This is a genomic window from Paraglaciecola sp. T6c, assembly GCF_000014225.1.
Taxonomy (GTDB): domain Bacteria; phylum Pseudomonadota; class Gammaproteobacteria; order Enterobacterales; family Alteromonadaceae; genus Paraglaciecola; species Paraglaciecola atlantica_A.
Genome location: NC_008228.1, coordinates 3,196,582 through 3,218,207 on the forward strand (window position 1 = coordinate 3,196,582; position 21,626 = coordinate 3,218,207).

The 21,626-nt window shown below is 45.7% G+C and carries 19 protein-coding genes; 7 read left to right on the top strand and 12 right to left on the bottom strand.

The features are described from left to right. Positions 1-73: 73 nt before the first annotated feature. On the top strand, positions 74-1,447 hold the full coding sequence (locus tag PATL_RS13495) for a hypothetical protein (RefSeq protein WP_011575410.1): 1,374 nt from the start codon (positions 74-76) through the stop codon (positions 1,445-1,447). 109 nt (positions 1,448-1,556) lie between these two features. Here the strand turns inward: PATL_RS13495 and gloA are convergent, their stop codons facing one another. Next, the gene (gene gloA, locus PATL_RS13500) at positions 1,557-2,099 is read right to left on the bottom strand and encodes a lactoylglutathione lyase (protein WP_011575411.1); all 543 of its coding nucleotides are present in this window, start codon (positions 2,097-2,099) and stop codon (positions 1,557-1,559) included. A gap of 103 nt (positions 2,100-2,202) precedes the next feature. After that, complete coding sequence (locus tag PATL_RS13505) at positions 2,203-2,616, bottom strand: GNAT family N-acetyltransferase (protein WP_011575412.1); 414 nt, start codon at positions 2,614-2,616, stop codon at positions 2,203-2,205. Between the two features lie 263 nt (positions 2,617-2,879). Here PATL_RS13505 and PATL_RS13510 point away from each other — a divergent pair, with 263 nt between their 5' ends. The 3 genes from PATL_RS13510 (at position 2,880) to PATL_RS13520 (ending at position 5,900) form a co-directional block, all read left to right on the top strand. After that, a complete protein-coding gene (locus PATL_RS13510; protein WP_011575413.1) occupies positions 2,880-3,905 on the top strand; it encodes a zinc-binding alcohol dehydrogenase family protein in 1,026 nt (341 codons plus the stop codon). A 267-nt stretch (positions 3,906-4,172) separates the two neighbouring features. After that, a complete protein-coding gene (locus tag PATL_RS13515; protein ID WP_011575414.1) occupies positions 4,173-4,805 on the top strand; it encodes a TetR/AcrR family transcriptional regulator in 633 nt (210 codons plus the stop codon). Positions 4,806-4,862: 57 nt separating this feature from the next. Next, positions 4,863-5,900, top strand: a complete 1,038-nt coding sequence (locus PATL_RS13520) for an MDR family oxidoreductase (RefSeq protein ID WP_011575415.1) — start codon at positions 4,863-4,865, stop codon at positions 5,898-5,900. A 61-nt stretch (positions 5,901-5,961) separates the two neighbouring features. On the opposite strand, the gene PATL_RS13525 is transcribed toward PATL_RS13520, so the two are convergent. The 8 genes from PATL_RS13525 to PATL_RS13560 form a co-directional block, all read right to left on the bottom strand. Further along, positions 5,962-8,403: a hypothetical protein gene (locus PATL_RS13525; RefSeq protein ID WP_011575416.1), complete on the bottom strand. Its 2,442-nt coding sequence runs from the start codon at positions 8,401-8,403 to the stop codon at positions 5,962-5,964. A gap of 70 nt (positions 8,404-8,473) precedes the next feature. Further along, positions 8,474-9,721: an SMP-30/gluconolactonase/LRE family protein gene (locus PATL_RS13530; RefSeq protein ID WP_041713861.1), complete on the bottom strand. Its 1,248-nt coding sequence runs from the start codon at positions 9,719-9,721 to the stop codon at positions 8,474-8,476. Beyond that, positions 9,705-12,053 carry a beta-galactosidase gene (locus tag PATL_RS13535; protein ID WP_011575418.1) on the bottom strand — a complete coding sequence of 783 codons (2,349 nt, stop codon included), beginning with the start codon at positions 12,051-12,053 and terminating at the stop codon, positions 9,705-9,707. Before PATL_RS13535 ends, PATL_RS13530 begins: the two co-directional genes overlap by 17 nt. Further along, entirely contained in the window at positions 12,050-12,736 is a 687-nt protein-coding gene (locus PATL_RS13540) for a bifunctional 4-hydroxy-2-oxoglutarate aldolase/2-dehydro-3-deoxy-phosphogluconate aldolase (protein WP_011575419.1), read from the bottom strand. Before PATL_RS13540 ends, PATL_RS13535 begins: the two co-directional genes overlap by 4 nt. A 100-nt stretch (positions 12,737-12,836) precedes the next feature. Continuing rightward, positions 12,837-13,841 carry a sugar kinase gene (locus PATL_RS13545; RefSeq protein ID WP_011575420.1) on the bottom strand — a complete coding sequence of 335 codons (1,005 nt, stop codon included), beginning with the start codon at positions 13,839-13,841 and terminating at the stop codon, positions 12,837-12,839. Beyond that, positions 13,838-15,238, bottom strand: a complete 1,401-nt coding sequence (locus PATL_RS13550) for an MFS transporter (protein WP_011575421.1) — start codon at positions 15,236-15,238, stop codon at positions 13,838-13,840. The genes PATL_RS13545 and PATL_RS13550 overlap by 4 nt, the downstream gene beginning before the upstream one ends. A 13-nt stretch (positions 15,239-15,251) precedes the next feature. Further along, the gene (locus tag PATL_RS13555) at positions 15,252-16,406 is read right to left on the bottom strand and encodes a mandelate racemase/muconate lactonizing enzyme family protein (RefSeq protein WP_011575422.1); all 1,155 of its coding nucleotides are present in this window, start codon (positions 16,404-16,406) and stop codon (positions 15,252-15,254) included. Beyond that, on the bottom strand, positions 16,403-17,098 hold the full coding sequence (locus tag PATL_RS13560) for a GntR family transcriptional regulator (protein WP_011575423.1): 696 nt from the start codon (positions 17,096-17,098) through the stop codon (positions 16,403-16,405). Before PATL_RS13560 ends, PATL_RS13555 begins: the two co-directional genes overlap by 4 nt. Positions 17,099-17,401: 303 nt before the next feature. Here PATL_RS13560 and xthA point away from each other — a divergent pair, with 303 nt between their 5' ends. Together xthA and PATL_RS13570 are read left to right on the top strand one after the other, a co-directional pair. Then, positions 17,402-18,211, top strand: a complete 810-nt coding sequence (gene xthA, locus PATL_RS13565; RefSeq protein ID WP_011575424.1) for an exodeoxyribonuclease III — start codon at positions 17,402-17,404, stop codon at positions 18,209-18,211. A gap of 14 nt (positions 18,212-18,225) precedes the next feature. Then, positions 18,226-18,882 (top strand): energy-coupling factor ABC transporter permease, encoded by a 657-nt coding sequence (locus tag PATL_RS13570; protein ID WP_011575425.1) that lies wholly within the window; start codon positions 18,226-18,228, stop codon positions 18,880-18,882. A 116-nt stretch (positions 18,883-18,998) separates the two neighbouring features. Here PATL_RS13570 and PATL_RS13575 read toward each other — a convergent pair whose 3' ends face one another. Further along, on the bottom strand, positions 18,999-19,673 hold the full coding sequence (locus PATL_RS13575) for a type 1 glutamine amidotransferase domain-containing protein (protein WP_011575426.1): 675 nt from the start codon (positions 19,671-19,673) through the stop codon (positions 18,999-19,001). A gap of 148 nt (positions 19,674-19,821) precedes the next feature. Between PATL_RS13575 and PATL_RS13580 the strand changes: the two genes are divergently transcribed. Then, entirely contained in the window at positions 19,822-20,706 is an 885-nt protein-coding gene (locus tag PATL_RS13580; RefSeq protein ID WP_041713864.1) for a LysR family transcriptional regulator, read from the top strand. Positions 20,707-21,049: 343 nt separating this feature from the next. On the opposite strand, the gene PATL_RS13585 is transcribed toward PATL_RS13580, so the two are convergent. Further along, a complete protein-coding gene (locus PATL_RS13585) occupies positions 21,050-21,310 on the bottom strand; it encodes a hypothetical protein (RefSeq protein WP_011575428.1) in 261 nt (86 codons plus the stop codon). Positions 21,311-21,626: the final 316 nt, after the last annotated feature.

Sequence of the window (21,626 nt, forward strand, 5' to 3'; positions counted from 1 at the left end):
CCAATAGCCAAGTAACAACCTAGTCACCCTCAGAATATGAACATCGCAAGTCATAAAGGAGACCAAGATATCAGTGAATAATATTAAGCTGACCCAAGACGAAAACTTGTCCATACGAGTCGGTTACCAGCTTTTGCCCAGTGATCACCAAAGACTCGACCTGTATTTTTCATTGCCTGATGAAATGGGTATCAGCGCAAAAACCTTGACCGAGGAACAGTACTTTCACCACAGCATTCAAAACCACAGTGCCTATTATTCTGACCAACTGCATGTGCCATTGGTGCGCAGCCGATACATTAGTCAAAAGAAAGGCGAACAAAGTGATTATCGCTTAAACCTCAATTTGTATTCTTATCAAATTCGTACCGCCCTTGATACTGACATCAAGCAAACGCTTAAGCTTAAAGACAGCAAAGAGTTTTACCCCCAAGCGATAGAGCTTGCTGAGCAAACCTCTGGCCTGCTTAAAAAATTAAGGCGCTATACCCCGTCTGATGAAAAGCTGAGGGCGTATTTTGAGAATGCTGATAATTACCTGAGCTGGCAAGTGGAGCAGTCGTTTTTAAAGCTGCTATCAAGGGCGCCCAAAAGCGCAGAATACTCCAGTGAAAGAAACTTTCTGTTCGGTTTATGCCGCCGAGAAAATGAATATCGAGAAGAAAACCAGTACAACTCGCAAACCACACTCGGTGACCCGAATCGCATTACCAATAAAATGCGCTTGTTACAGCGTTTAATAGAATACGGAGTGGTATTTCAAAAGAAAACCAAGAACCTCAACAGCTATTTAAACCGCATCGTCAAAGGTACCGTAACCGCGATCATTATGGCGTTTGTGATGGTATTAGTGTTAAACGCGCGAACCAATTTTACCGAGGTTACCATTGCATTGGTGGGCATGTTAGGGGTGATTTACGGCTTACGGGAAATATTCAAAGAAGACATTACGCGTATTATTTGGCGGCGTATTCAAAAAGGCTTGCCAAAATGGCGGATTTTATACAGCCACAGTGTGAATAAGAGCAAGGTTGCCAATCAAACCATTTGGCTTGAATACATTCGTAATAAAGATTTGCCGCCTCAAGTAGACAAACTGTTTCAAACACGTCGCCAGCAAAACAAACAAGCGGCGCAATTGCTGCATTTTCGTAGCGAAACCAAGGTCTTCGCGAAAAGCTTTTTACCGGGCTATGATGAGGTGCGCCAGCAAATTTATTTCAATTTAACCCCCTTTATTCGGTTTCTAAGAAAGGGCGAAGGACGCCTTTATTCTTTAGAAAACAACAAAATCACTAAGCAAGCAGTGGAAAGGCGTTATCAAATTAATGTAGTGCTAATGCACACGGATAAAGACAAGAAGCAACAAACCCAGCGCTTTAAGATCACCTTAAATCGATCGAACATCATTAATATTGAGGCGTTAGAAGTTCGCAAAAGTGAGTGAACTCACCTCGCGTTAACGACTGCCGACAAACGAAGTTAATCGTGGGCGCATGAATTCACGCCCACGGACTGCCTACCTGAAAAGGTTCATTGCCAATGCGTCGGCAAAGTTACATGTGCTCGCTGATAGAGCCTGTAACCTTGTTGGCATCAAATATTTCAATCCAATAACCGTCAGGATCTTTTATAAAGGCGAGCCCTTTCATTGCACCATCATTGGGGCGTTTTTGAAAAGGTACGTTCAACGCTTCAAAACGCTGACAGGCAGCGTCGAGGTCGGGTACGTGAAAACCGATATGACCGAAGCCTTTTGGCTCACTGTTACCATTGTGATATTGGGTATTCTCAGGTGTATCATCCCAATTATGAGTCAGTTCAAGCATGGCTGGACGACCAAAAGTTTGCACTGTTCGCGCGTTGTCATCATTACTCACGTCAGAAAAGTCATCTCCTGCACTTAAAAAGTACAAGCTAAACTTCATTTCTGGGAAATCGAGGCGCTTTAACAGCGTCATACCCATTACCCGAGTGTAAAAATCTAACGAGCGCTTTGGGTCAGCAATGCGCAGCATCGTCTGGTTAAACACGTAACCAAGGGTGGTGGGATCTCTTTGTTCACACAGGCCGTCGGCCTTATCAAAATGACGACTCATAAAGTTAGCTCCTCATAACATCTAAAGTTCATATTCACTCAGTGGGGGCAAAATAGATAATTAACAATGGATTAGTGTAAAAACGATGGTAAACGCTAACATGCTAGGCAAACTTACACATACCGTTTCCCAGTGATGTATTTGGTCTACTTACGTAGCCATATCGTTCATAAAATGGCTCTTTACCCTTGGCTGCCAACAAGCCAATAGTAGCGCCCTGCGCAGCTGCACTTTGCAGATATGCTTCGATGTTCAACATAATTTGGTGACCTAACCCTTGGCCTTGATGGGTCGGTGTCACTATCACATCTTGAATATAAAAATACATTGCGCCGTCGCCCACGACGCGTCCCATGGCGAGTAATGCGTGTGATTGACGGATACACACACAGTACAAGGTATTTTCAAGGCTTTTTTGGGCGATATTAATATTGATTTCTCCCCACCCTGCTTGCTTACGCAGAGCGATAAACTCCGCAACGGTTGGGTTTGCTTCTATCACTTGATACCGTTTCACTTATGCTCCTTGCCTGCGTTTAGCGTTTAGCGGTGATGGATACATCTCATGCTAGCCACATCATTTTCAATATTATTTTGAAAATGTTTCGTCACCACCCCAGTTTTTCTTCGAACTGCGTTGCCATAAAGTATCGCCATTGGTGCTTGAGAACAAAATTTAAATGTTCGTTCAGCCAGATGACATGTGTGTAACGTCTGTCATCATTTTCAAAATGAAATATTACATGTATCGATTTTTAAACCCTAGTAGGAGAACAAATTATGTCAGTACCTAAGCAAATGAACGCCATCGGTTTCACTCAATCATTACCTATTGAAGAACAAAATAGCCTATTTAAATTTACCATGCCTATTCCGACTTTGGGCGAAAACGATATGTTGGTGCGTGTTGTCGCCACATCCATTAACCCTGCTGATGCAAAAAACCGGGCGCTTTCCGCGATTGATACCCCTCACCCACAACCGGTTATTTTAGGTTATGACGCAGTGGGCATCGTTGAAGCACTTGGCAAAAATGCCTCAGGTTTCAGCGTGGGCGATAAAGTGTATTACGCTGGGGACGTGACCCGTGCAGGCTCAAATTCTGAATATCAAGCTGTTGATCATCGAATCGTTGCCCATGCACCAACCAGCCAATCAGATGCTCAAGCTGCGGTAATGCCACTCGTTTCACTGACTGCCTATGAGGCGTTATTCGATCGCCTTCGTGTGTCCAAGACGCAGAAGAAAACGTTGTTGATTATTGGCGGTGCCGGTGGCGTGGGATCAATTGCTATTCAACTTGCTAAGCAGCTGACGAACTTGACGGTTATCGCAACTGCTTCTCGCCCTGAAACCGAAAAATGGGTTCGCAGTATGGGCGCAGATTATGTGGTTAATCACAGAAACCTACTTGACTCTACTCGTGAAAGTGGTTTTCAACATGTTGATTATATCTTCAATGTTGCCGATACGCAGGGCCATTGGGATGCCATGGTAGAGTTAATCGCGCCTCAAGGAATGATAAGTTCAATCGTTGAGGTCAATAGCAAAGTAGATATCTCACCTTTAGCAGCAAAATCGGCAGGGTTTGTTTGGGAGCTGATGTTTACCCGCTCTATGTTCAACACCAGTGACATAGTACGTCAACAAGATATTCTGGCTGAAATAGCGCAATTACTTGACCAAGGCAGTATCAAAAGTACGTTAACTCAAACCTTCAATGGTTTTAATGTTGACACCTTTAAAGAAGCCCATAGCGTGATCGAAAGTGGTAAATCTATTGGCAAAACAGCTGTCATTTATTAGGGTCTTAAGATTTAGAACTCTGTCAATTTAGCAGCACTCTTATAGTGCCAGCTGCTACAAGCAGGCCGATAGAATCGTCAGCAACAGGTGTAGTACCCGTTAATGTAAAACTAACCATGCTTCTCAGCCCGCTTCACGCGGGCTTTTTTATAACTCTAAATTGCAGAGCAATGCATAAGCAAAAAATCAATTGCAATTAAATAGACGATCGGTCTAATATATTTAGGTACCGAACTGATTTCCCCCAAGTGGTAGCTTAATACTCAGATGAATGTGCAAACTACAAAACCAAGACGCGGCCGGCCGCCCAAAGTCGCTCGTGACAATTACGACACAAAAGCAGAGCTTCTGCGCGTTGGCTTAGAGCACCTAACCGAATTTGGCTTTGCCTCGTCAGGCATTGATACCATGCTGAAAAAAGCCGGTGTGCCTAAAGGCTCTTTTTATCATTACTTCGCCAGCAAAGAAGCCTACGGTGAAAGCCTGATTGCGCATTACGATAGCTACTTTTCACGTAAGCTAGATATGCACCTGCTTAACGAACAACATGCCCCTTTGTCGCGTATCGCAAATTTTGTGGATGACGCGGCTATTGGCATGGCGCGTCACGGCTTTAAGCGCGGCTGCTTGGTGGGCAACTTAGGCCAGGAAGTGGACGCCTTACCCGTTAGCTTTCGAGCACAACTGACAAATGTTTTTTTGAATTGGCAGCGCAAGCTAGAAGCTTGTCTCATTCAAGTAAAGGCTAATGGTGACATAAATCAAAGCGCGGACTGCGGGGCACTGGCTGAGTATTTTTGGATCAGTTGGGAGGGTGCAGTCAGCCGAGCGAAGTTGGTACAAAGCGACAAGCCCCTAATGCTTTTTTTGCAGTATTTTTTACAGGCCCTGCCCAAATAAGCACTTGGGCTTTTTTTTAGATATTAATAGACGATCGGTCTAAATTGGAGAGATGACATGAATGATGCGACTACTACCCAAAACAGTACAGAAACACGAGCAGAAACCACCTTTAGCGGTATTTTAATCAACAAAGACGAGCAAGGTTATCGCGCGGCTTTACAGCAGATTGAACAAAGTGTGTTACCCGAAGGTGACGCGACAATAAACGTGCTGTACAGCACGTTGAATTACAAAGACGGATTGGCGATTACCGGTAAAAGCCCTGTGGTACGCCAGTTTCCTCTAGTGCCAGGGATTGATCTGGTCGGCGTAGTTGAGCACAGCGACAGCCCGGATTTTAAAGTAGGCGATGTGGTCATTAATAACGGCTTTGGTGTAGGTGAAAAGCACAGCGGCGGCTTAGCGCAAAAAGCCCGCATGAAAAGCGAATGGCTCATCCCCTTGCCCGCTAATATCAGCCCTAAACAAGCCATGATCATAGGCACCGCAGGTTACACCGCCATGCTGTGTGTGCTTGCGCTTGAGAAAAACGGGGTTACCCCCGAAAAAGGCGAAGTTCTGGTCACTGGAGCGAACGGCGGTGTGGGCAGTTTTGCCATCTCGATACTGGCAAAACTGGGCTATACCGTGGTGGCTTCAACCGGCCGATTGGATGAAAGCCCTTATTTGAAAGCACTAGGGGCAAATGAGGTTATTCACCGTGATACGCTATCTAGCCAAGGCAAACCACTGGCCAAAGAACGCTGGGCTGGGGTCATTGATTCTGTAGGCAGCCACACATTAGCCAATGCTTGCGCCAGCACAAAATACGGCGGTACCGTTGCCGCCTGTGGTTTAGCCCAAGGCATGGACTTTCCAGCCAGTGTGGCACCGTTTATTTTGCGCGGTGTCACCCTTGCAGGTATCGACAGTGTTATGCGCCCCATTGAAGACAGAAAGGAAGCATGGCAGCGCTTAAGCGATATTTTAGAGCCGAGTGTGTTTGATGATATCGCCCAAGAAATCAACTTAGAACAAGTGGTAGACGCTGCAACTAAGTTACTAAATGGTGAAATTCGCGGTCGAGTGGTAGTTAACGTGCAAGGAGAATAGTCGTTTACAAACGCAAAACGCCCGACGTTATCGGGCGTTTTTTGTTATCACTAAGCCTGTATTAGTCGGCTAAGCGTTTTTGGTACATGGTGGATGTCACCTCTTTGACCGCTTGGATCATATGCGGATATGGGATATCCGTTACCGTTACAAAGCCGATATTGGCGTTTTCGCCGTCAAATGCACGCCCCGATATGGGCTCATCTATGTATTGAAACCAATGGGCCCCGACCATATACGGCTTGTCTAACACGCTTTGCATGTAATCTTTGTACATTTGGGCTCTGTCTTGCTGGTTTGCGCTGTGCACAATACCCGGGTTGTACATGCCTGAATCTGTCGTGCTGCCAATATGAAACTCACCAATCACTACGGGTAAGTCGACTTCTTCAAGGAACTTCCAATAGTCTTCTTGCACCCCTTCCTCATAAATATTGAAGCTCAGTACGTCAGAGTATTTCAAAGAGGCAGTAATGATTTCATCAGGCATGCCCCAGTTGGCCATGCGCGCGCCCATGTACAAGTGCTCTGGCAGCGCCGCTTCTAAGGTATTGTGTACCACTTTAAAGTACTGCTCACCCAGCATCTCGAGCATTTTTGACAAATCAGCAATTTGGGCATCGGTGTGCGTGCTGACGCTGGCGTCATCTTCAAACATTTGCCAACTATCGAAGTGTGATGACCATGCAGAATTCAATGCATCGATCGTCTGGTATTTTTGCTGCAAATGGGCTGCAAAGGCCGTTTTTGCAGGGCTCTTCTCAATATTTTTTGATAGTGCATCAAGGATCACCCCATAGCGTTGTGACACTGTGCCTTCACGCTCTCCCCAGCTCTTCTCATTATCAATAAAAATACCCGCACACCAAGGTGACGCTTGAATATTTTCGGCAATAGCATCGATAGTGACCTTTGCTCGCTGTGCAAATACGGGATCAAAAGGATCTGGCATCAAGCCCCAATGATTAGTGTGACCCGACAGTGTTTGGTAATCGCCGATGATCCAACCATTGGCGAAATAAGGCACTTGCTCTGATTGATAAAACGCTGGGTCTACCCAGTTACCAAAAGAGGTAAACCCCCAGTCATGCATACGCTGTGCGGTGACGTCATGCCATTTTTTTACGTAGGAAGGATCGCTGCCTTGATTTTCGCCTGCTTTTTCACCTTCACCTGCGCGTAGGTCGTCATCACCGTATCTACGTTCTAAATTAGCGCGGTAAAAGCTGTAGGTCTCGCCGTAAGGAATAGGCCCTTTGTGGGTAGAGCGGCGATAGCTATAGTGCTCAGAGAGCTCATCATCATAGCTTGGTAACCACTGAAACATATCGTTGCGCGCCTTTGAAATGACATAGCGTTTTTCTTTTGCGCTGTCAGGAACAGATACAATTCCCATGGAATCTTCTGGGGTAATTTCATCACTGGTGCGCACGCGAATACTCGGTTGGTCGTAGTCTATTCCGGTTAACGTACTCATGTTTGCCATACGCACGTTAGCTGGCCCGTGTGAGAAAAACAGATAGCCATCAGGGTCGACCATCCACCACTTACCATCGACCTTTTCCGTTCTAAAAAAGCCGGTTGCTTCACGTTTTGGGGCTTTGGTATAACCACCAAAACGAGAACGGTCTGGCATACCCGATGATTTGGCTAGCTTGGCCAGTTCTTCATCGGCTTGTTGTTTTAGTTGGGCATCTGAATGCACATCTAAGGGGGTGCTTTGTTTGGCGTTTTGCCCGTATTTATCGATTAATCCGACCGATACGTTCGGGTCGTGAGCTGGATTCGCGCGCAGACGCACATCATCCAAAATCACAGATTTGTTTTCCAATATTCCAATAGTGAAGAAATTAAGCGCGGTGAGTTGGCTATAGTCTTGCTCTGCTTTGCGCCAAGAACGCCACACCATTAAGTCGTCTTGGGTTTGCCAATGAGGCACATCTCCCCACATGCCGCTGTCGGTTTCTGCTTCAATACCATCGAGGGGAAAATACACCGTGCCTTTGTAATTCGGAGCCAGAGAAATTGAGTGACTCTGGATTTGTCCGTTTACATTTTCCAAAGACAAGTACAAATGAACTGAATCTGGGCTGGTGTTTTGCACATCAAAGGCAATGTTGTAGTTTTCGTACTCCCTAAGATCCCAAGGCTTCGGTGGCTCTACGCGCAACGTGGAAATATTACCGGTTTTCGCAAACTCCACCGCTAATTGCTTGTCAATTAAGCTCTCGCTGCTGGTGATCTGCGCGAATGAGGTATCACTTTGCTGCAGCCAGTTAAGTTGCTCTTGGTTATCAAAGTCAATCAGTGAGACGATTTTTTGCTCGTTGGTAAACGCGTCCTCTGCACTGCCTAGTGGGCTACCGTTTCCAGCAAGGTCTTGTGGAACACCCTGAGCCTGAGCAATTTCATGTTGATCATGACTACAGCCGGTTAGGGTAATAGCTAGCGCAATCGCGCTTGCCCTAAAGGCGACCTTTGTAATGAATTGTGGGTATTTCATGTTGTTGTTTCCGTTATTAAATAGGGTGCTCAACCTTGGGTATGTGCGGATACACAAGGCTGAGCAGAGCCTAAGGTTTTAAACTAAAACTAAGTAATTGATGGTGCGCAGTGACAAAAACACGAGTTTGATCTGCGTTGAAAGCTAAATTGGCCGAAATACTTGGCATGTGCACTTTTGCCAGCAACGTACCTTGGGGATCAAACAGCCAAATACCGCTAGGCCCAGTGGCGAACACAATTCCACTGCGGTGTACTTTGAGGCCATCAGGTAAACCATGGCTGGCATCTGATTGCACCGGTGCTTGGTGAAACAATTTCCTGTTATGCACCCCGCCCTCATCATCTATTGAATACGCGTACCAAGCCGGTTTTTTAGGGTTAGAGGCTGCCACATACAGGGTTTTCTCATCAGGCGCCAAGGCAATGCCATTAGGGTAAACCAATGTTTTGTCTAGCAGAGTCAACTCACCTTTCGGGCTAAGGGCGTATACCCCTTGAAAGTCCAGCTCTTTAGCCGGATCGTCCAATTGCTTGGGCAAACCATAGGGAGGATCGGTGAAATACAGCGTGCCCTGCACGCCGCCTTTACTGTTGCCCTCAGTGCTGTGTTTTGTGCTTCTCTGCGCTTTAAAGACACCGTCATTTGGGCTGTTGAGCATTTGACCTTGATAGTGACGCGTCAGAATAATGTAGTCATCAGCAGGAAACGTCTGTTGGCGCTCGTGTGGCTTCTGGGCTTTTGCTGGCTGCTTTAGCTTATGTGACTTTGCTCGCGGCGCTGCTTGCTCAGCACCTGAGGCGATTAAGGAGCCTCGCCACTTAGCTATTTGACGCGAGCGAGACTGCATAAGGACCAATTCATTTTGCGCGTTGATAAGCAAACCATTTGAAAAACCGCTGTGGGAGATAAATTCACTTACCCCCTGCCCATCTTTGTAGCGATAAACCTTGTGAGTGGGAATATCTGAAAACAAAAGCGCTTGGTCTTCTTCCCACCACACTGGCCCTTCTACCCATTCAAAACCTGTGGCTAGGGTGTTTATCTTGGCGCTTGTATCTAAAATACTCAGTACTGACGGGTCGAATATTTCATAGGCTCCCATGCGTATCGGCGCACTCTGTGAGGCACTCTGTGCGCTATTTTCAAAGGCTTTGTGTGCCTTATTTTTAAAGGTATTGTGCGCATTTTTGTGGTTGACCAAGCTGCGTTCAGTGTTATTAACAAGGGACTTCGGCGCTGAGCAACCACATAGAGTCATCATCATGGCCGTGCCGAGCGCCAGCGCCTGTACTTTATGGTTACTTAGGCTGTGCATCGCCAAAACGCCTCGTGTAAATATTTGCGTTAACCGCTTTGGCGGCATCAACTAATGGCTGGTATGGCGTATCGGTGACACTCACAAATCCAACGTTATAGTTTTCACCGTCGTAAGCCCTGCCCGTTAAGGGCGAGTCAATATATTGAAACCAATGCGCCCCGACAAAATACGGGTTATCAATGACACTATTGATATATTCTTGGTATTTTTTGCCTCTATCCGCCTGAGAAGCGCTGTGGATAAGGCCTGGGTTGAGTAGCCCTGAGTCCAATGCGCCATTGTGGAACTCGCCGATAATACTCGGCTTGTCGATTTTTGCTAAGAAGCCCCAAGCTTGGTCGGTTATGGCTTCTTTATAGTAGTTGTAGCTAACCACGTCAGCGTATTTTGCCGCGGCGTTGCGAATTTCATCCGTCATGCCCCAATCTGCAAAACGCACTCCCATGTACATGTGATTTGGCATGGCTTGCTCTACAGCATCGTGCACTACCGCAAAGTATTTCTCGGCGTACAGGCTGAGCATGGCTGATAAGTCTTCGATAATAGGGTCGTTAAACCTGGTCAGTGTTATGCCAGTGGCCACATCATCCCAAGTACGAATTTGCGTATTCCATTTGCCGTTTAGCTCGGCAATGTCTGAGTATTTGTTCTTTAAATACGTGACGAATTGCGCTTTGGTTGGGCTGTCTTTGGCATCAACTTCAAGGGTGTGAATAGCAATGCCATACTGGCGTTCAATCGAGCCCTCTTGTCCCCAACTTTTTTCATTGTCGATAAACACCCCCACACACCAAGGGTTGTTTTGTACTTCTTGGGCAATCTTGTTGGCAGTCACCATTGCCCGTTGTTTAAAAACGGGATCGAATGGGTCCGGCAATGGACTCCAGTAGTCATTACCGCTACTCACGGTTTTGTAATCACCGATTATCCAACCATTGGCAAAATACGGAATACGATTAAGCTGATAAAAGCTCGGGTCAATCCAGTTACCAAAGGAGGTAAATCCCCAATCGAGCATTCTGTCCACTGTGGTATCGCGCCACTTAGGCATGAACACCTTTGGGTCGTTACTGGCGTATTTGCGTGCTAGGTTAGCGCTATAAAAGCTGTACGTTTCGCCTTTATCTACTACCCCAGTGTGCACTTCTCGTCGATAGCCAAAATGTTCGGCTAATGGCTCATCAACGCTTGGCAACCATGTGAACATATTCGCACGTAGTTCTGAGGTCACATGACGACTTGGCCACGCTGCTTTTGGTGCCCTGTTTAAACCAATGGAATCTTCTGGGGTAAAGTCGCCCTGGGCGCGCTGCTTAATAAACTGACTGTCAAAGTCATACCCAGTAATGGTAGAGGTATTAGACATACGCACGTTGGCGATACCGTTTGAGAAAAACAGGTACCCTTGTGGGTCAACTAAGGTCCATTTCCCTTGATATTTTTCGGTTCGAAAATACCCTGTTGCCGCGAGCTTTGGCCCATCAGCCCAGCCATTAAATTTCGATCGCCCTTTTGGTACGTCATGGGTGAACGCACTTTGCTCTTTGGCATTGAGTGCCCGTAGCTGTTCCACCGTATCAATTTTATTGGTGAACTCAAGTTTATCGTTCTGACCGAACTCGTCGACTAAACCCACAAGATAGTTTTGATCTATTTTCTGCGGTTTAATAAGACGTGGGTTATCCACAATCAAGTGTTTGTCTTCCGGCACGCCTCGAACATCGAATTCGATACTTTTTACTTGGCTCAAATCAATTTTCTTAGTGCCATAACGCCAAATCATTGGGGTAAATTCACTTTGCCAATTATTAGGATTAGAGCGAATACCGGTTTCAATAGACAGGTCTGGGTCGTTTAGCGCCATAAAATAAGTATCTTGGGAGTGGCCAGGTACAGCAAAGCTACGATTATGGGATTGCCCTGTGGCGTCTTTGACTGACACATACAGATGGGTTGAAGATTGGCTAGGATTCTCGATTTCGATTGCAAAGGCGAATTGACCTTCGTGGCTCCAATCCCAAGGCGAATCAGGAATAAAACTAAAGCCTGCGCTTTTATGCTCTTTGGCGTGTAAATCGATAGCCAGTTTTTGTTCACCATCAACATCAACCACGTGCATATCCGCCGCGGTGAGTGTTACGTCTTGCATGTCTGTCACCCCTGCAAAATCCCAAGGCAACACATTTTGCTGTGTTTGTCTGGTTGGGGCATCGCTTGGCGTTGCAACACTGTTATTTGTAGCTTGGTTGTTATTGCAGCCTGCAAGTGCGGTGACTGCCAGAGCGATAGCACTAAGGATAAAGCCTGCGCTTTTTGGCGATGTATTCATTGTGCTGCCTCAAGTGGGTAGTTTTCTAAAGTTGCGACTATGGCGCGTACCTTTGCGGTAAGTGCATGCGCCTCTTTTTCATTCTTAACGGGCGATGCCAGTGCACCACCTATGCCTATTCCCGTAGCGCCGCTTTGCATCCAGGTTTCAAAGTTATGCTCATTAATGCCCCCTACAGGAAAGAAAATCGTGTCTAAGAAGGGTCCCTTGGCCAAATCTTTCAAATATCCGGGACCCATTGCCCCCGCAGGAAATAGTTTGACGATATCCGCCTTGGCTTGCGTGGCATTCACCACATCAGTGGGCGTTAACGCGCCCATGACCACAGGCACATTTAGTTTATGGGCGCGTTGCACCACTTCAATACTGGTATTAGGCGTGACCAAGAACTGCGCCCCCGCTTTTATGGCTTCATCCACAAGAGCGACATCGGTGATGGTCCCTGCCCCTACCAACATATTCGGGTAACGCGCCCGAGCTTGGGTAATCGCGTTTTGGTACCCTGGTGTATTGCTGGTTATTTCGACTGCCCCCACACCCGCATCATGCATACAGGCGATAATTGGGGGAATATCCATAGGGTCTTTAACACGGATGATGACCACGAGCTTTTCTGTAATAAGTCGTTGGCGGATATCATCTCGGATAATGGAATTTAATTGGCTCTCGTGGGGACTCGACATGTTCATTCTCACTTACGTTAATTGTATTTACTACGCGCGTTTCTGGCTTATTCCGCGCTTATAAAGCGTATTTTGCTAAATTGGACACATAATCTAGGTATCAGCGAATAATGTGACCCGACATATCGCCATTAGCCACAGCCATAATTTCAGCTTCACTTAACCAATTTTGATCCCCATAACAGGTATGTGCCAAGGCAAATGCGGCGTTAGCAAACTGTACAGTTTTGTCTGTTTCCCAGTGTTGCTGTACGCCATGGAGTATGCCTGCGGCGAATGCGTCCCCCGTACCTAACCGGTCGAGAATATCCACTGTGATATCTGTTGAGGCAGTCACATCAGCGCCACGTAGGTAAAAGCCGCGCAGAGCGTTTTGATTAGCGCTGTGATGAATACGTTGGGTAATGGCGGCATCGACGCCGAATTGATCAAACAGGTAAACTCCGATCTCTTGGGCACCTGCTACACTGTCGTTTGATTTGGGCACGAAATCGAATACATCTTGCATCACGCCCGCATTACCAAAAGCCAATGTGCTCTGGGTGAGAATTTGACTAAAGTAGTCTCTCGCTAGGCTGCTGTCTTGCCATAAGCTACGGCGATAATTCAAATCAAAACTCACTGTTAAGCCCATTTTTCTTGCAATGGTCGCGGCTTTTATACTTTCTACAGCGCACTGCTTTGATAACGCAGGTAAAATACCACTTAGGTGAAAATGGGTTTGGTCACTGAAAATGGCTGCCCAATCAAATTCGTTATGGTTGATCTGCGATATGGCAGAATAGGCTCTGTCGTAAACTACTCTTGAAGGTCTAATTGAACTGCCTAATTCAATAAAATAAGTGCCGATACGTTCGCCACCGCGCAAGGTATGCTTAGTGCCAATACCATATTGGTGCAGCGAGGCTATTGCATGATCGGCTAATGCGTTATCAGGCAATTTCGTCACAAATTCACACTGGTTGCCTAATCGGGCCAATGAGCTGGCCACGTTACTTTCCGCACCAGCGAAATCAACGCTAAGCTCTTTGGCGACAATAAGTTGCTGTTGCGGCTGGGAAGGGGTAAGTCGCAGCATGAGTTCTCCAAAAAAAACCAAGCTCATTGTGCTCCTCCTGATGAGGTGGATTGTGGGCTTACCGCTTGCGCAGCTGGCAATATTTCATCGTTCTCATCTGAATTTGGCACTTGAATTTGCTCGACTTTACCCACTAAAAAGATGTAGGAGCACAAGCCAATCAAGGCGAGACACGCGACCAATACCAAGGCCGGCCTGAAGTCACCGTCTTTGGCTAGGTACCCTATCGCGATAGGAACAGTGACAGCAGACAAGCCGCCGATAAAGTTAAAGCAACCGCCCACTAGGCCAACCATATGTTTCGGCGCGATGAGCGAGACAAACACCCAATTAATGGATGCTAAGCCGTTACCAAAAAACGTGACGGACAAGAAGAACGTGACCCACTGGGTGCTCTCAACGTAGTTGGCAAAAATAACCGAACTGGATAGCAGTAAGCCTAAGATAATTGGGGTTTTGCGGGCGACCTCGTTCGATACGCCTTTTCGCACTAACCAATCAGATACAAACCCCGAAAGCAGAACGCCACAAAAAGCTGCTAAAAATGGGATCGATGCCACAAAGCCAGTGTTTAATTCACTTAACCCGCGATACTCAGCCAAATAGGTCGGAAACCAAGTTAAAAAGAAAATGAGCGTGCCCCCTAAGCAGAACTGACCTATATAGATGCCCCAGAGTTTGCGACTGGAAAAAGCGATTTTAAGGTTGCTCCAGCTTGCTGATGCCTGTGCTTGAGATTTGACTGGGGCCTTAGCTACTTGCGCCTGAGTATGCGCTTTTATTGCCTCTTGGCTGTTGATGTTTTCTTCGTCATCGTGCTCTGGTGCAGGATCTCGGTACAGTAAATACCACACGCCAGCCCATAAAATACCTATACCGCCAGAGATAAAAAACAAGCCTCGCCAGCCAAACCACTGCTGAATAATGGCAAGTACCGGCATTAAGAACGCCAAACCTATAAATTGGCCTGAGGTATAGACGGCAATCGCCCCAGCTCTTTCTTGCTCAGCAAACCACTGCGTCACTATTTTATTGTTCGCGGGATAAGAAGGTGCTTCAAAAAAGCCAATCGCCATTCGACAACCAACAATAGCTGAAAAGCTACTTAGCAAACCTTGTACTATGGTTGCCGCTGACCAAGCGACTAAAATCACCGGATACAAAATACGAATACGCACAGAATCGACTAACATGCCGCCTGGAATTTGCATGATGGAGTACGTCCACGCGAATGCTGAGAAGATGATCCCCATTTGCACCTTGGTGAGCTCTAAATCGTCAGAGATCGCTTGGGCGGCAACGGATATATTGGTACGATCCATATAGTTGATCACCACACTTAAGAAAATCAGCGCTAATACGCCAAATTTACTTTTGCTCTTTCTGGAAGCTGCATTGCTTTTCATCTGTTGTATCGTTGTCATGTTATCTACTCGCTTACCAGTTGGTGTATGAGCCGTCAGGCTTGATTAAACGCGGTGGCTCCCAGAATTTGAATGCATCTTTAGGAATAGCCGACTCGTTCACATCAATGCCCAAACCTGGGCGATCGCAGACCTCAAACGTATTACTTGATACTTTAGGGCGATGGCTAAAAATCTCGTCGTACATGTCTAGCTCCCCGTCGTAAGGGGCAATTTCGAGCCAATTTAGATTGGCCAGTGCAGCGCAATAATGCACGGATGCGGCAGTGCATATAGGACTAAGGGGGTTGTGCGGCATCATATCTATGTAGCGGGTTTCGCACATAGCGGCGATTTTCATGGCTTCACTAAAGCCCCCCGCATTGCAAATATCGATACGCGCAAAGTTGGTTAAGGCGGAGTCTACATAAGGTGCAAAGTCCCATTTGCTCGAGAACTCTTCGCCGATGGCGAAGGGAACATCTACTAAGGTCCGTAAATTTTGATAGCTGATTAAAGATTGGTCTCGAATAGGCTCTTCGATGAAATCCAACGTACCCGTGGGCATACGTTGACAAAATGACGCGGTTTCAGCCACGGTTAACCTGTGGTGATAATCAATACCTAATACGGTTTCATTGCCCAACACCTCACGGGCTTTACTCAACCAAGTTGCCGCTTTGGCGATAGATTTACGTGCATCGAAAACCTCGGTTTTACCCGCTGAGCCATGCTCCCCTGTAGTAGCACGAATAGCCTGCCAGCCTTGAGCCTTAAGCTGGCTAACGTGCTCAATAAATTCATCGCCAAAGTCCAACGTAGAGGTGACAAATAACGGTATTCGCTGACGTTGCTTGCCCCCTAGCAATTGATAAACAGGTACATTAAGGTACTTTCCGCAAACGTCATGTAAAGCAATATCGATAGCAGATATTGCCGCCGCTAACACTCTGCCCCCTTCAAAATACTGGCTACGGTACATCTCTTGCCACAGGGCATTTATATTCAGAGCAGATTGGCCAATCAAGAAATGTTTAAAGTGCTCTATCGCCCCGATGACGGCTTGTTCGCGCCCTGATAAACCGGATTCTCCCCAGCCATAAATACCTTGATCGGTTTCAACTTTCACTAAACAAACATTGCGAAAGCCCAGCCAAAAACCGTAAGTTTTAATATTGGTAATTTTCATGCTGATAACTCGCTTAGCTGCTCGGTGATCACGCTTGACCAATACTCGCCGCCACTGATCACATGCTTGGTTAAGGCACGCACGGCTGATTCATCGTCTCGTGCGTTGAGTAAATATAAAATATGATCGTGCTCTTTTAACGTGGCGTTAAAGCGCTCTTGGCAGACAGGTAAATCACCATGCAAGGCTTGTAAAATAAGCTTTTTGTTTTTCCATAAACGCAGTGCACTGGCGTTATAGTGATGACGGTACATCTCCCAATGAAATGCAGTATCAAGATCACGCAGGCCCGCTGAGTCTGTAACAGCAAGCGTTTTAAGCTGGGCTTGTATCTCTGCTAATCGAGTTAGGCTTTCTTGTGAACAATGGTTGGCATACCAAGACAAAAAATACGGTTCTAGCAATTGCAATATTTCAAACACTTCACGCATGGTGGCGTATTCAAATGCTGCCACTCTGGCGCCACTGTTTTTCTGAGACGTGACAAACCCCTCTCCTTCAAGCTGCTTAAGTGCCTCGCGCACAGGGTTTATGCTGGTGTTGTAACAACTTGCTAGCTGCGTGGTGACTAATCGGTCGCCACTGACGAGTTTTCCCATGGCTATGTCAGCCAATATTCGATTGTAAATACTCTGTTCACCTTGCAATAAAATGCGCATACCAAGGTTTAATTCAGGTGCTTGTTCGTTCATGGAAAATCCAAATTACACATAAAATTCAGGAAAAGCGGTTGCGAATATCTCTAACTCACTTTTCTTTATCGTGATTACACATTCTACAAATTTCGCCATATTGTCAACAATTAACTTTAATTTTATTAACAATAACAGTACAGAGGAAGAAGGAAAATAAATCAATCTGCATGGTAGATGAGACGGTTTATACAGGGATGGGAAACACTAATAGTCCGTTTTAAAGGGATTAATTAATGGAATAGGCGCACTAGGGTCTGATAAGATAAGGGCCGTTTTAGTGATATGAATAATTGACTTCTTATGAAAATAATTTCTTTTAACATCAATGGCATACGTGCCCGCCTTCATCAACTTCAGGCATTAATCGACAAACACCAGCCTGATATTATCGGCTTACAAGAAATCAAAGTGCACAACGATATGTTTCCAGTAGCAGACGTAGAAGCGATGGGCTACAACGTCTATTTTCACGGTCAAAAAGCCCACTACGGTGTGGCGATGCTTTGCAAAAAAGAGCCGACAGATGTGCAATATGGCTTTCCCACTGATGATGAAGATGCTCAGCGTCGTATGATCATGGTCAGCTACCCTATGCCTAACGGTGAAACGGTGCGCGTGCTAAACGGTTATTTCCCCCAAGGTGAAAACCGTTCACACGAAACCAAATTTCCTGCCAAGCGCAAGTACTACGAAGATTTATCAACTTATTTAAATACTCATCATACGCCTGACGACAACGTCATTGTGATGGGCGATGTGAATATTTCCCACACAGATCTAGACATTGGTATCGGCGAGCCAAATCGCAAGCGTTGGTTGCAAACCGGCAAATGCAGCTTCTTACCTGAAGAGCGCGTTTGGTTGAATGATTTAATTGACTGGGGCTTTACTGACGGCTTTCGTACTTTAAACCCAGAAACAAATGAGCACTTCAGCTGGTTCGATTATCGTTCTAAAGGCTTTTTAGACAATCGGGGGTTACGTATTGACCTTATTCTTGCCACCAAGAAATTACACGAATCCCTAACAGATGCGGGGATAGATTATGAATTACGTGGTATTGAGAAGCCGTCTGATCATGCGCCAATTTGGGCTGAGTTCAAAGCTTAGGTGAGGAATAAAGAGTGCTAGATTATACCACCAATATCCAGTACCTCGCATGGGTGGGATATGCAGTCTGTTTAATGGCCGTTGTGCGTTTTTTGCCTTTGAGCAGTTTAGTCAAAGATAAGAAGATCCAGCACTTGGTTTTCGGTTGTGCCGCCAGTGTATTTTTTCTTTGGATATTTCAAACGGGTATCTATCCTGGCCTTCAGGTGCATTTTTTATGGTTGACCGCATTGATGTTAGTGCTTGGTTTTCGTTGGGCAGTGGTCAGTTCGTTTTTAGCCTTGCTCGGCGTTACCCTAGTCGGCGAAGAAAGCTGGCGCATGTTTGGGGTAAATGGCCTGCTTGGCGTACTTGCTCCGTTAGGCATGAGTTATTTGATTTATAGCTTTGTGTTCCACAAATTATCCCGTCATGTGTTCGTGTACATTTTTCTATGTGCATTTTTACCGGGCGCATTAATGATGGCATTTAAAATGTACTTATTAGGCGGGTATTTTTATCTCGATGGGCAATATGATTGGCACACCATTCATGATAATTACTTAGTACTGATTTGGCTGCTCTTGTTTCCTGAGGGGATGTTAAACGGTATGACCATGACGCTAATGGTTATTTACAAACCCCATTGGGCCTATACATTTTACGAAAAATTCTATATTCATAATAAATAGCCCCTTGCCTCAGCAAGTTACTTTTGGGCAACACAGAGTCAGATAAAAAAGCGCCACTACATAATAATGTAGTGGCGCTTTTTTTAAGAACGTACATTTTAACTAAAGCGTTATTTTTACTGCCCTAAACGCTCTACCATGGCTTTGCCAACAGCACCGGCTGATGCTGGGTTTTGCCCCGTGATCACGCGGTCTTGCTTAACCACGTATTCACCCCATGGAGCGATTTTGGCATACTGCCCAGCGCGTCGTGTTAGCGCCTCTTCCAGCAAGAAAGGGATTTTATTGATGGTGTCATACTCAACTTCTTCTTCACGGGTGAAGCCTGTGACCATGATGTCTTCTATTAGGTATTTGCCGTTAGATAATTTAATCGGCAGTAACCCTGCTGGGCCGTGACAGACTGCGCCTACAACTGCACCCGCTTCAAAGATAGAGGCGGTTAACTTAGCCACATTTTCATCATCTGCTAAATCAGACAGCAGACCGAAGCCACCAGGATAGAATACCGCGTCGTAATCAGCTGGGTTTACGTCACTGGCTTTTTTGGTATTGCTTAACTTGCTAGCTAAATCTTCGCTTTTGAACACATCGCTGTTAATTTTGTCATCTTCCATGTCAACACCGTAAACAGGGGCTTCACCGCCTTTAATCGACACTAAATCATAGCGATATCCGGCTTCAAGAAAGGCATGTAATGCATGGGTTAGCTCAGGAGAAAACGTGCCGTTAGCTTCATCGGTGGTTCCTAGCGTGGCATGGTTAGTCAAAATAATAAGTACATTTTTCATTGGTAACTCCTAGCGTTGAAATAAATTAGTTTTTACGATGAACAGAGTGTAGCCCTTTGGCATATGTTTGATAATCCCGATAATTGACAAATCATTATTGCAAATATGCAATAATGATTTATTTACAATGTATCTTTGTCAGAGTTATATGAATATAAGCTTCAATGGGATCATCGAATTTGTAGCTGTGGCTGAAACCCACGGTTTTTCAGCCGCCGCACGCAAGTTGGGCGTGAATGTGTCACACATCAGTCGCAAAGTGGCGGCCTTAGAAAAAGAGCTTGGGGTAAGTTTACTGGCGCGTAGTACTCGAACGGTGCGCTTGACTGATGCCGGTCAGGCGTATTTTGCTCGTTGCCAAGAATTGGTGTATGGCTTACAGGAAGCCAACGAAACCGTATTAGACAAACAAGTTGAGTTAAGTGGTGTGCTGAAAGTCTCTGCGGCAGGCGAATTTGCGGAGCAACACATTGCCCCGTTACTGATTGAATTTGGCCAATTGCACCCTAAACTCACCATTGAAATGGATTTTAATTCGCAGATGGTCAATTTTGTTGATGACGCGTTTGATTTCTCCATTCGCTATGGTCCCATGAAAGACTCTAGCTTAATTGCCCGCAAACTGACCAATCGCTCATTAGTGGCAGCCGCCAGTAAGCGCTATCTCGAGGTTAACGGCACACCCGCGCACCCCAATGAACTGACTTCGCATCAATGCTTGATGACCAATAATTCAACTTGGTTTTTCGACAATCAGGGTAAACCACTTGAAGTAAAACTAGATGCAAGATGGCGCTCTAACAGCGTCCGCAGTGTGGTACTCGCATGTGAAAGAGGCTTGGGCATCGCCTACTTGCCCCGCTCAAGTTTTGGTGATGCACTGAAAGGTGGCTCGGTGGTTCCTATATTAGCGCCCTTCTGGAATCGCGAAATAGCCACTTGGATTGTGTACGCAAACCGGAACTTTTTGCCTGCAAAGGCACGTCTTGCGATCAACTTCTTACTAGAAAAATTCGAACACTGGCAAGAATAATCCCTCTTGGAAGTGCATAACGCTCTAAGAGAACATTCCATAAGAGCACTCAATGACAAAACTCTACGAGGAACATTCCAAGAGGGATTTATACCCACATTAAGCTGTAGCAGCTCATATCTGATCTGACAGTTTTGGTGAATAGGTTTGGACTTCATCTGACGGACAGCTATGAGCGATTAGCAGTAATTGGTTTCGTTGTCTTTGAACGACGGCTTGAGACAAAGAGCAGATATTCAACGCTTTGAATCTGGGGCGAATGCGAGCGCTTTGGCCGAAGGCCAGCGAGTATTTGTCCCAGTGAGTTTACGAACGACATTATTCACTTGTTATATGTACTTTGTTAGATTAATTTCTTTGGTTCTGCTGCAAACCACATTATGAAGCTACAACCCTTACATGATAACAATGATGCACTGTCATTTGCCCAATCTAAATTGAGAAAAGTCATACCAGCAGTATTTAATTGAGCACTTCCCAATTCGAAATGACTATGACCGCAGTGAATACATTTAGCCTTTACACCATTAATTTGATACTCATCAGAATTAACAGCGTTCATTGCGCCTTTAAGGCCTTTGCCCAGTTTAGAAATTAATGACATTTAAAACCTCAATGTACATATAACGCCCTGTTAACAGGCAAAATGCAGTTGGCTAAATAATGAGCGAAGCGAACAAAGCCAACTGTATTTTGTCCTTGTTTAACAGCTTGTATGGATAATAACTCAGGTAAATCATCCTGATTTTAATCGGGGTGAGGTAAAGTGAGACCCAAGCTTTAGCAGCAACTAAAGCCTTCTTTTGTGGTAGTTCGATTGAGCGATGGCTCCTCAGTTGAGAGACCGATAACAAGAAAGAACACCACAAAGGACTCCAAGCAAAACACTCGAATAGTCTACTGGGTCTCAACCCGCATTA